Raw genomic sequence first — 12,090 nt, 5'->3', positions numbered from 1 at the left:
CCAGCGCCGCTGAAACCGCCTCTTCCAGCACCCAGCAGTTGCCGAGCCTGGCGCCGATGCTGGAAAAGGTAATGCCTTCCGTGGTGAGCATTAACGTTGAGGGCAGCACCACGGTCAATACGCCGCGCATGCCGCAGCAGTTCCAACAGTTCTTCGGTGAAGATTCGCCGTTCTGCCAGGACGGTTCGCCGTTCCAGGGCTCGCCGATGTGTCAGGGCGGTGAACAGCCTGGGCCGGATGGCCAGCCGCAGGGCACGCAGCAGAAATTCCAGGCGCTGGGCGCCGGGGTGGTCATCGATGCCGCCAAGGGCTATGTGGTGACCAATAACCACGTGGTGGATAACGCCAACAAGATCCAGGTGCAGCTGAGCGACGGCCGCCGTTTCGACGCCAAGGTGATCGGCAAGGATCCGCGTTCCGACATCGCCCTGATCCAGCTGAAAGACTTCAAGAATCTGACGGCGATCAAGATGGCGGACTCCGATCAACTGCGCGTCGGCGATTACACCGTGGCGATCGGCAACCCGTACGGGCTGGGCGAAACCGCCACCTCAGGCATCGTGTCCGCCCTGGGGCGCAGCGGCCTGAATATCGAAAACTACGAAAACTTTATCCAGACCGATGCGGCGATCAACCGCGGCAACTCCGGCGGCGCGCTGGTTAACCTGAACGGCGAGCTGATCGGCATCAACACCGCGATCCTGGCGCCGGATGGCGGCAACATCGGCATCGGCTTCGCCATTCCGAGCAACATGGTGAAAAACCTGACGGCGCAAATGGTCGAGTATGGCCAAGTGAAACGCGGCGAGCTGGGCATCATGGGCACCGAGCTTAACTCTGAGCTGGCCAAGGCGATGAAGGTCGACGCGCAGCGCGGCGCTTTCGTCAGCCAGGTGGTGCCGAAGTCTTCCGCCGCGAAGGCGGGCATCAAAGCCGGTGACGTGATCGTCACCATGAACGGCAAGGCCATCTCCAGCTTCGCCTCGTTCCGGGCGGAGATCGGCACGCTGCCGGTCGGCAGCAAGATGTCGCTGGGCATTATCCGCGACGGCAAACCGGTGACCATTGACGTCACGCTGGAGCAAAGCGCGCAGACCCAGGTGGCCTCGGGCAATATCTACACCGGCATTGAAGGCGCCGAGCTGAGCAATGCCCAGGTCGGCAACCAGAAAGGCGTCAAGGTCGACAGCGTGAAAGCCGGCAGCGCCGCCGCGCGCATCGGCCTGAAAAAGGGCGACGTGATCCTGGGCGTGAACCAACAGCCGATCCAGAACCTGGGCGAGTTGCGTAAAATCCTCGACAGCAAGCCGTCGGTGCTGGCGTTGAATATTCAGCGCGGCGATAGCCAGCTGTACCTGCTGGCGCAGTGATAAACGTCAGGCGCTAAAAGCAACAAAGGCACGCTATGGCGTGCCTTTTTGCATTATGGCCTGAGGATTCAGGCCGGTTGCGCCAGATGCACGCGCGCCGCGTGGATCACCAGTTCAATCTCATCCAACAGCTCCAGCCACTCCGGCTCCAGTTCGTCGTTGGTGATGCCCTGGCGCAGCTGCCGCTCGAGGTAGAAACACAGCTGCTTGAGGCGCGGCACGCCGCTGTAGCTGCAGCTGCCGTGCAGCTTATGGACCAGGTCGAGGATCTCGTCGTCGTGTTGCCCTTCGAGCAGCGCCTGCACTCGTTCGCGCACCTGCGGCAGGAAATCGAGCAGCATTTGCAGCAGATCGCGCGCCAGATCCGGCTTATTGGCCGCCTGACGCAGCGCCAGCGGCCAGTCGAGCGACAGCGGCGCGTCGTCGGCGACGGCGTTTTCCATTTCGCCACTGTGATAGCGCGACAGCACGCGGGTCAGCATTTTCTCGTCGATCGGCTTGGCCAGGTAGTCGTCCATCCCCGCCTGCAGCAGGTGCTCGCGTTCGCCGCTGGCGGCATGGGCAGTGACGGCGACGATCGGGGTGGAGTTGTGGTGCGGCAACTGGCGGATCAGTTCGCTGGCGTGAATGCCGTCCATCTTCGGCATTTGAATGTCCATCAGGATCAGATCCAGCACGTTGTTGCGCGCCAGCGCCAGCGCCTCCTCACCGCTCTCGCACAGCAGCGTTTTTTCCACCTGTTCGCTCAGCAGCGTGCCGATCAGCTTCAGGTTGGCCGGGTTGTCGTCGACCGCCATCACCGTCAGCGGCAGACGTTTACGCTCAGGCGGGGCGGCGAGCCGATCGGGCGTCTCCATTCTCAGCAGAGGGAACAGACGCGTGCTGGTGATCGGCTTGATCAGGCAGCCGAGCGCGCCTTGTTGTTTAAGCAGCTCGGCATCGATCTGCGCCTGGCACGGCAGCGCCAGAATGACCCTATCGGCCAGCTTCAGCGAGGCCAGCAATTTGTCCTGATGCTGCGCCATGTTGTCGCGGAACGGGATCGGCACGCCGGCCAGCAGGAAGTCATAGTGGCTTGGCGGCAACTGGCCCAGCGTCGGCGAGTGGGTGATCACCAGCTGCGTGACGCTGAGCATGTTGAGCGTCGCCTGCGCCGCCGTCGGGTTAGACTCGATATAGGCCAGCGTTTTGCCGTTCAGATCCGGCAGGCTCGGCGCCAGCGACAGCATGCCCTCGTTCAGATCCAGCGTGATATGGAACCAGAAGGTCGAGCCGCGGTTCAACTGGCTGTGGAAGCAGATATCGCCCCCCATCTCTTTCACCAGCTTTTGTGTGATCACCAGCCCCAGCCCGGTGCCGCCGTGGCGGCGGGAGATGCTGGCGTCCGCCTGGCGGAATGCCTGGAACAGCTGCGACTGCTGGCGTTCGGAGATGCCGATGCCGGTATCGTGGATCTGCACTTCCACTTCCACCCGGCGATCCAGCTGTTTGCGCAGCTCGACGCGAATGTCGATATTGCCGGTTTCGGTGAATTTGATGGCGTTGCCCAGCAGGTTGGTGATGATTTGCTGCAGGCGCAGCGAGTCGCCGATCACCTGCTCCGGCACGTCGTTGTGCACATCCAGCGTCAGCTCCAGGCCCTTGTCGTGGGCGCTGGGCGCCAGCAGCACCACCACTTCGTCCAGCGTTTCACGCAGGGCGAACGGAATATGCTCCAGCACCAGCTTGCCGGCCTCCAGCTTGGAAAAGTCCAGCACGTCATTGATGATGGTCAGCAGGTTGTTGGCCGAGCGCTCGATGGTCTGCAAATAGTCGGTCTGGGTTGCGCTCAGATCGGTTTTCAGCATCTGGCGGGTGAAGCCGATCACGCCGTTGAGCGGAGTACGCAGCTCATGCGACATGTTGGCCAGAAATTCGGACTTGATGCGCGCCGCCTCCTGCGCACGTTTTTTCGCCAGATCCAGTTCGACGTTCTGGATCTCCATCTGCTCCAGCGTTTCGCGCAGGTCTGACGTGGCCTGATCGATGTTCTGCTGCATCTCTTCGTGATAGGCGGTGAGCGACATCGCCATCGAGTTGATGCCGTTTTTCAGCATGTGCAGCTCGCCGAGCATGTAGCCTTCCACGCGGCTGTCGAGCTGGCCGCGGCGGATGCGGTCGACGGTGTTCACCATATTGCGGATCGGGCCGGTCACGTCGCGCATCAGCCGGTAAGCGAACAGGATGGCGATACACATGCACAGCAGCAACAGCAGGGTAGAGACAAAGACCTCTTTATATTGCTGCAGCCGCACCGACTGCAGATCCAGCTCGATCGCCACATAGCCCAGGTTGTTGTCGGGATGGCTGCCGCCGTCGGCGGTTTCATCCGGATACTGGCTTTCCGACAGGATCGGCGTGCGCAGGATCAGCGAATCGCCGCGTCGGGTGAGCATCAGATCGGTGGGCAACGGCACGCCTTTCGGCAGCTGCAGCTGAGCGAAGTTGTGATGATAATTGGAGGTGACGAACAAATTGTTCTGCGCATCGAACACGGTGATCGAACGCACGATGTCCGAATGGCGGCGGTGCAACAGGCTGACCAACTGCCTGACCGATTCGCGGCTGCGGAACGTCATGCCGTACTCGCTGGCCACCGCCAGCGGCTCGATGATGCTGGCGCCGGCGTCGACCAGTTGTTCCTGCAGCTCGTTATAGCGGTGCACCACGAAGAAGGTGCTGAGCAGTAAACCAATCAGCAAGGTCGGTGCCAGAATCAGGATCATCATGCGCGCACGCAGGCTGTATTTGGTCATGGGATTCCAATGTGGGAGAATTGACAGCTGACACTAGCTTAATGAACCAGCACACAATCGACAAATATGGCGCAATTCTACTCTCCCAAACGCCGCGTGACGACCCGGCAGAGCTCACAAATCTTCACCGTGACGGTGAGCGATCTCGATCCTTTCGGCCAGGGCGTGGCGCGCCACGACGGCAAAGCGGTGTTCGTGCCGGGCGTATTGCCGGGCGAGCAGGCGGAAATCCAACTGACCGAAGACAAGCGTCAGTTCGCCAAAGGCAAGCTCAAACGCCTGCTGAGCCGCAGCCCGCAGCGGGTAGAACCGCGCTGCCCGCATTTCGGCGTGTGCGGCGGCTGCCAGCAGCAACATGCGGATGAGGCGCTGCAACAGCAGAGCAAGGCGGCGGCGCTGGTGCGCATGATCGCCCGCGAAACCGGAGTAACCCCGCAACAGGAACCGGTGATCGCCGGCCCGGAATACGGCTATCGCCGCCGCGCCCGCCTGAGCCTGGCATGGCAGCCGAAGCTGCAGCGCCTGATGATGGGCTTTCGGCAGGCGGCCTCCAGCGAGCTGGTGGCGGTGGAGCACTGCCCGGTGCTGCGGCCGGAGCTGGAGCAGCTGCTGGCGCCGGTGCGCGCCTGCCTGAGCGGGCTGCAGGCGGTGCGGCGGCTGGGGCATGTGGAGCTGGTGCTGGCGGATAACGGCCCGCTGCTGGTGCTGCGTCATCTCGACGCGCTGAAAGAGGCGGATCGGCAGGCGCTGTTGGCGTTTGGCGAGCGGGAAAAGGTCGCCGTTTATCTGGCGCCGGACAGCGAGCGGGTGGAAAAACTGTGCGGTGAAACGCCGTATTATCAGGTTGACGGGCTACGCTTAGACTTCAGTCCGCGCGACTTTATTCAGGTCAATGACGTCGTAAACCAACAAATGGTGGCGCAGGCCCTTGAATGGCTCGACATTCAACCCAATGATCGGGTGCTGGACCTGTTCTGCGGCATGGGTAATTTCACCCTGCCGCTGGCGCGCCGCGCCGCCGCGGTGGTGGGCATCGAAGGTGTTGCCACGCTGGTAGCGAATGGGCAATATAATGCACATAAGAATAAGCTGAATAATGCGTCGTTCTTCCATGAGAATCTGGAGGACAACGTTGCGCGGCAACCTTGGGCAGCACAAGGGTTTGATAAGGTGATGCTGGATCCCGCCCGCGCTGGTGCGGCCGGGGTGATGTCACACATTGTAAAACTGGCGCCGGCGCGGGTGGTGTATGTTTCCTGTAACCCCACCACGCTGGCTCGCGACAGCAACGTGCTGTTGAACGCCGGTTATCGTCTTGCGCGCGTGCGGATGTTGGATATGTTTCCGCACACGGGGCATCTTGAATCAATGGCGCTGTTTATCAACGAGCGTGCGCCAGAGGTCGCTGCAAAGTAGGGAGAAGTTATGGTTGCGGTAAGAAGTGCACATCTGAATACGGCGGGTGAGTTCGCTCTTGATGAGTGGATCGCCGGCTTGGGGCTACCTAACCCGCAGTCATGTGAGCGATTGGCCGCAACCTGGCGTTATTGTGAGCAGCAGACCCAAAACCATCCTGACGCCTCGTTGCTGCTGTGGCGCGGCCTGGAGATGGTGGAAATTCTCTCGACGCTGAGCATGGACAATGACAGCATGCGCGCCGCGCTGCTGTTCCCGCTGGTGGACGCCGGCATCGTGCAGGAAGAGACCCTGACCGAAGCGTTCGGCAAGGGCATCGTCGCGCTGGTGCACGGCGTGCGCGATATGGACGCCATTCGCCAACTGAAAGCCACCCAAAACGACTCGATGGCCTCCGAACAGGTCGACAACGTGCGCCGCATGCTGTTGGCGATGGTGGAGGATTTCCGCTGCGTGGTCATCAAGCTGGCGGAGCGCATCGCCCACCTGCGTGAGGTGAAAGACGCGCCGGAAGACGAACGCGTGCTGGCGGCGAAAGAGTGTTCCAACATCTACGCCCCGCTGGCCAACCGGCTCGGCATCGGCCAGCTGAAGTGGGAGCTGGAGGATTTCTGCTTCCGCTACCTGCATCCGGAAGAATATAAGCGCATCGCCAAGCTGTTGCATGAGCGCCGCATCGATCGCGAACAGTTCATCGACGATTTCGTCGCCGGGCTGCGCGCCGAGATGGCCAACGAAGGCATTCGGGTGGAGATCTACGGCCGGCCGAAACACATCTACAGCATCTGGCGCAAGATGCAGAAAAAACACCTGGCGTTCGACGAACTGTTCGACGTGCGTGCGGTGCGCATCGTGGCGGAGCGCCTGCAGGATTGCTACGCGGCGTTGGGCATCGTGCATACCCACTTCCGCCATTTGCCGGATGAGTTCGACGACTACGTCGCTAACCCGAAACCGAACGGCTACCAGTCGATCCACACCGTGGTGCTGGGGCCGCGCGGCAAAACCGTAGAGATTCAGATCCGCACGCGCCAAATGCACGAAGACGCCGAACTGGGCGTGGCCGCGCACTGGAAGTACAAAGAGGGCGCAGGCGTGACCGTGCGCTCCGGCTACGAAGAACGCATCGCCTGGCTGCGCAAGCTGATCGCCTGGCAGGAAGAAATGGCGGACTCCGGCGAGATGCTCGACGAAGTGCGCAGCCAGGTGTTCGACGATCGGGTCTATGTATTTACCCCGAAAGGCGACGTGGTGGATCTGCCGGCCGGCTCCACGCCGCTCGATTTCGCCTACCACATTCACAGCGACGTCGGTCACCGCTGTATCGGCGCCAAGATCGGCGGCCGCATCGTGCCGTTTACCTATCAGCTGAAGATGGGCGATCAGATTGAGATCATCACCCAGAAACAGCCGAACCCGAGCCGCGACTGGCTGAACCCAAACCTGGGGTATGTCACCACCAGCCGCGGGCGCTCGAAGATCCACAACTGGTTCCGCAAGCAGGATCGCGACAAGAACATTCTCGCCGGCCGCCAGATGCTGGACAACGAACTGGAACACCTCGGCATCAGCCTGAAAGAGGCCGAAAAGCTGCTGATCCCGCGCTACAACATGAACTCGCTGGACGAGGTATTGGCGGCGATCGGCGGCGGGGACATTCGCCTGAATCAGATGGTGAATTACCTGCAGGGCAAGTTCAACAAGCCGAGCGCCGAAGAACAGGATCGCGAGGCGCTGCGCCAGCTGGTGCAGCAGAAAGCGCCGCCGCCGGCCCGCAACAAGGACAACGGCCGAGTGGTGGTGGAGGGCGTGGGCAACCTGATGCACCACATTGCCCGCTGCTGCCAGCCGATCCCTGGCGACGACATCGTCGGTTTTATCACCCAGGGGCGCGGTATCTCGATCCACCGTGCGGACTGCGATCAGCTGGTCGATTTGCAATCGCACGCGCCGGAGCGCATCGTCGATGCGGTATGGGGTGAAAGCTACTCCAGCGGTTATTCGCTGGTGGTGCGCGTGATGGCCAACGATCGCAGCGGGTTGCTGCGCGACATTACCACCATTTTGGCCAACGAAAAGGTCAACGTGCTGGGGGTTGCCAGCCGCAGCGACACCAAGAAACAGTTGGCCACCATCGACATGGATATCGAAATCTACAACCAGCAGGTGCTGAGCCGGGTGCTGGCGAAGCTGAACCAGCTGCCGGACGTGATAGACGCCAAGCGTCTGCACGGCAATTAAGCTCACATCGCCTTTCGGGCCGTATGCGCTATCGATACGGCCCGAGGTCCATGCATTCGGTGGGCGCTCCCATGCGCCCCCATTCTTTCTCAGAGATTTTTTATGACCCAATCCACTCCGCTGCAGCGCCTGCTGAACATCATGAAAACGCTGCGCGACCCGCAGGTCGGTTGCTCGTGGGACCGCAAGCAAACTTTCGCCACCATCGCGCCCTACACGCTGGAAGAGACTTACGAAGTGCTGGACGCCATCGAGCGGCAGGACTACGCCGATCTGCGCGACGAACTGGGCGATTTGCTGTTCCAGGTGGTGTTCTACGCCCAGATGGGGCAGGAACAGGGGCTGTTCGATTTCGATGAGGTGTGCACCGCCATCAGCGATAAGCTGGAGCGCCGTCACCCGCACATTTTCGGTGACGCCGAGGGGGGGGACAGCGAAGCCGTGGCCGCGCGCTGGGAGCAGCTCAAGGCCGGCGAGCGCGCCGAAAAAGCGCTGCACTCGGTGCTGGACGACATTCCGCAGGCGTTGCCGGCGCTGATGAAGGCGCACAAAATTCAAAAACGCTGCGCCTCGGTCGGCTTCGACTGGAACACCCTGGGGCCGGTGCTGGACAAAGTGTACGAAGAGATCGATGAAGTGATGCACGAAGCCCGCCAGGCGGTGGTCGATGAGAGCAAGCTGGAAGAGGAGATCGGCGATCTGCTGTTCGCCACGGTGAACCTGTCGCGCCATCTGGGGCACAAGGCGGAGAACGCGCTGCAGGCGGCGAACCGCAAGTTCGAGCGCCGCTTCCGCCAGGTGGAAGCGATCGTCCAGCAACGCGGGCTGCGGCTTGAAGACGCCACGCTGGAGCAGATGGAAGACGCCTGGCAGCAGGTGAAACGCCAGGAAAGTTGAATCGCTGCGACGACAATGTTGATCGACGACAAGGTTCACGAAAGCTGAAACGGTTAAGCTTGCAGTCAGGTCACAGGCGCATGGCTGCCGTCGGCAGCAAAAGGCCAACAAACTGAAATCTAAGGCGTTTTATCGCTCCCGAGGGGCGGTAAAAAGAAATTTTCTCCGCTAACTCTTTGTATTTCCTGGAGGGTTTGCGGGGCGCCGGCGGAGTAAACCCTGATGAACACGGGAGGGCGGCCGAGATGATGGACAGCAAAACGATCGTTTGTAGGTCAGGAGAGGTTCGGGTATACTACTTTCCCGTCCTGGTTCTTCCATCGTCTTTAAACCTAAACTCTCAGGTTCAGCATGACAACTAATTATATTTTTGTGACCGGCGGGGTCGTATCCTCTCTGGGTAAAGGCATTGCCGCAGCCTCTCTGGCGGCTATTCTTGAAGCCCGTGGCCTCAACGTTACCATCATGAAACTGGACCCGTACATCAACGTGGATCCGGGCACCATGAGCCCGATTCAGCATGGGGAAGTTTTCGTCACCGAAGACGGCGCAGAAACCGATCTGGATTTGGGTCACTACGAGCGCTTCATCCGCACCAAAATGTCGCGTCGCAACAACTTCACCACCGGCCGCATCTACTCCGACGTGCTGCGTAAAGAACGCCGCGGCGACTATCTGGGCGCGACCGTGCAGGTCATTCCGCACATCACCAACGCGATCAAAGAGCGCATCATCGAAGGCGGCGAAGGCCACGATGTGGTGCTGGTGGAAATCGGCGGCACCGTCGGCGATATCGAATCGCTGCCGTTCCTCGAAGCCATCCGTCAGATGGCGGTGGAAGTGGGCCGCGAGCACACGCTGTACATGCACCTGACGCTGGTGCCGTACATGGCGGCGGCGGGCGAAGTGAAAACCAAGCCGACCCAGCATTCCGTAAAAGAGCTGCTTTCCATCGGTATTCAGCCTGATGTGCTGATTTGCCGCTCCGATCGCGCGGTTCCTGCTAACGAACGCGCTAAAATCGCGCTTTTCTGCAACGTGCCGGAAAAAGCGGTTATCTCTCTGAAAGACGTTGATTCTATTTATAAAATCCCAGGCCTATTGAAATCTCAGGGACTGGACGATTATATTTGTAAACGATTCAGCCTGAACGCGCCGGAAGCCAACCTGGCCGAATGGGAACAGGTTATCTACGAAGAAGCCAATCCGGGCGGCGAAGTGACCATCGGTATGGTCGGTAAATACGTTGAGCTGCCGGACGCCTACAAGTCGGTGATTGAAGCGCTGAAGCACGGCGGGCTGAAAAACCGTCTGACCGTGAACATCAAGCTGATCGACTCGCAGGACGTGGAAACCCGCGGCGTGGAAGTGCTGAAAGGGCTGGACGCGATCCTGATCCCGGGCGGCTTTGGCTATCGCGGCGTGGAAGGCAAAGTGATGACCGCACGCTATGCGCGCGAGAACAACATTCCTTATCTGGGCATTTGCCTGGGCATGCAGGTGGCGTTGATGGAGTTCGCTCGCAACGTGGCGGGGATGGAGAACGCCAACTCCACCGAGTTTATGCCAGACTGTAAGTACCCGGTGGTGGCGTTGATCACCGAATGGCGCGATGAAGACGGCAACGTCGAAGTGCGCAGCGAAGAAAGCGATTTGGGCGGCACGATGCGCGTAGGTGGCCAACAGTGCAACCTGAGCGACAACAGCCTGGTGCGCCAGCTGTACGGCGAACCGACCATTGTCGAGCGTCATCGTCACCGTTACGAAGTTAACAACATGCTGTTGAAGCAGATCGAAGCCGCAGGGCTGCGTGTCGCCGGTCGTTCCGCCGACAACAAGCTGGTTGAGATCATTGAACTGCCGAATCACCCGTGGTTTGTAGCCTGTCAGTTCCACCCGGAATTTACGTCTACGCCGCGTGATGGGCATCCGCTGTTCGCCGGCTTCGTGAAAGCCGCTGGCGAGCATCAGAAGCGCCAGGTGAAATAACATATTTGGTAGGCGGCGCGCGGTGAGAACCGCGCGCTGTTTGTCTGGAGTTTTAGTTTAACTTGTACTGAGGAAAACCTAATGTCCAAAATCGTTAAAGTCATCGGTCGTGAAATCATCGACTCCCGCGGTAACCCGACTGTTGAAGCCGAAGTTCATCTGGAAGGCGGTTTCGTCGGCCTGGCTGCTGCGCCGTCAGGTGCTTCTACCGGTTCCCGCGAAGCGCTGGAACTGCGTGACGGTGACAAGTCTCGTTTCCTGGGTAAAGGCGTACTGAAAGCCGTTGCTGCAGTAAACGGTCCGATTGCTCAGGCAGTACTGGGTAAAGATGCCAAAGACCAGGCGAACATCGACAAGATCATGATCGAGCTGGACGGCACCGAAAACAAATCCAACTTCGGCGCCAACGCCATTCTGGCGGTTTCCCTGGCAGCAGCGAAAGCGGCTGCAGCCTCTAAAGGCATGCCGCTGTACGAGCACATCGCTGAACTGAACGGCACCCCAGGCAAATTCTCCATGCCACTGCCGATGATGAACATCATCAACGGCGGCGAGCACGCTGACAACAACGTCGACATTCAGGAATTCATGATTCAGCCGGTTGGCGCGAAGACCCTGAAAGAAGCGGTGCGCATCGGTTCTGAAGTGTTCCACCACCTGGCGAAAGTTCTGAAAGCCAAAGGCATGAACACCGCCGTGGGCGACGAAGGCGGCTATGCGCCAAACCTGGGTTCCAACGCCGAAGCGCTGGCGGTTATCGCTGAAGCGGTAAAAGCGGCGGGCTACGAGCTGGGCAAAGACGTCACTCTGGCGATGGACTGCGCGGCTTCCGAATTCTACAAAGACGGTAAATACGTGCTGGCCGGCGAAGGTAACAAAGCCTTCACTTCCGAAGAGTTCACTCACTTCCTGGAAGAGCTGACCAAACAGTACCCAATCGTGTCTATCGAAGACGGCCTGGATGAATCCGACTGGGCGGGCTTCGCTTACCAGACCAAAGTACTGGGCGACAAAATCCAGCTGGTTGGCGACGATCTGTTCGTGACCAACACCAAGATCCTGAAAGAAGGCATCGAGAAAGGCATCGCTAACTCCATCCTGATCAAGTTCAACCAGATCGGTTCTCTGACCGAAACCCTGGCAGCTATCAAGATGGCGAAAGACGCCGGTTACACTGCGGTGATCTCTCACCGTTCCGGTGAAACCGAAGACGCGACCATCGCTGACCTGGCGGTAGGGACTGCGGCTGGTCAGATCAAAACCGGTTCCATGAGCCGTTCTGACCGCGTTGCCAAGTACAACCAACTGATCCGTATCGAAGAAGCGCTGGGTGACCGTGCGCCGTTCAACGGCCTGAAAGAAGTTAAAGGCCAGTAAGTTCG

The 12,090-nt window shown here is 60.0% G+C and carries 7 protein-coding genes; 6 read left to right on the top strand and 1 reads right to left on the bottom strand.

Annotated elements, in window-relative coordinates; all coding sequences use genetic code 11:
* Positions 1 to 1,370: serine endoprotease DegP (degP, locus tag MMS95_RS18285; RefSeq protein ID WP_242142041.1), on the top strand; the 1,370-nt coding region annotated here is incomplete at its 5' end.
* Positions 1,371 to 1,438: 68 nt separating this feature from the next.
* On the opposite strand, the gene barA is transcribed toward degP, so the two are convergent.
* Positions 1,439 to 4,165: a two-component sensor histidine kinase BarA gene (gene barA / locus MMS95_RS18280; RefSeq protein WP_242142039.1), complete on the bottom strand. Its 2,727-nt coding sequence runs from the start codon at positions 4,163 to 4,165 to the stop codon at positions 1,439 to 1,441.
* A gap of 66 nt (positions 4,166 to 4,231) precedes the next feature.
* On the opposite strand from barA, the gene rlmD reads away from it, so the two are divergent.
* From rlmD to eno, 5 genes are all read left to right on the top strand, one after another.
* A complete protein-coding gene (gene rlmD / locus MMS95_RS18275; protein ID WP_044029673.1) occupies positions 4,232 to 5,581 on the top strand; it encodes a 23S rRNA (uracil(1939)-C(5))-methyltransferase RlmD in 1,350 nt (449 codons plus the stop codon).
* A 9-nt stretch (positions 5,582 to 5,590) separates the two neighbouring features.
* Positions 5,591 to 7,822, top strand: a complete 2,232-nt coding sequence (gene relA, locus MMS95_RS18270; RefSeq protein ID WP_004932686.1) for a GTP diphosphokinase — start codon at positions 5,591 to 5,593, stop codon at positions 7,820 to 7,822.
* Between the two features lie 102 nt (positions 7,823 to 7,924).
* A complete protein-coding gene (gene mazG, locus MMS95_RS18265; protein WP_033631803.1) occupies positions 7,925 to 8,719 on the top strand; it encodes a nucleoside triphosphate pyrophosphohydrolase in 795 nt (264 codons plus the stop codon).
* Positions 8,720 to 9,070: 351 nt separating this feature from the next.
* Positions 9,071 to 10,708 (top strand): CTP synthase (glutamine hydrolyzing), encoded by a 1,638-nt coding sequence (gene pyrG / locus MMS95_RS18260; RefSeq protein ID WP_004932674.1) that lies wholly within the window; start codon positions 9,071 to 9,073, stop codon positions 10,706 to 10,708.
* 81 nt (positions 10,709 to 10,789) lie between these two features.
* Positions 10,790 to 12,085, top strand: a complete 1,296-nt coding sequence (gene eno / locus MMS95_RS18255) for a phosphopyruvate hydratase (RefSeq protein ID WP_004932670.1) — start codon at positions 10,790 to 10,792, stop codon at positions 12,083 to 12,085.
* The last annotated feature ends 5 nt before the right edge of the window (positions 12,086 to 12,090 follow it).

It is taken from the genome of Serratia sp. PGPR-27, assembly GCF_022678525.1.
In the GTDB taxonomy this organism is placed as follows: domain Bacteria; phylum Pseudomonadota; class Gammaproteobacteria; order Enterobacterales; family Enterobacteriaceae; genus Serratia; species Serratia nematodiphila.
The sequence above is the reverse complement of the archived record's forward strand: the minus strand, read 5'-3'. Positions and strand labels throughout refer to the sequence as shown.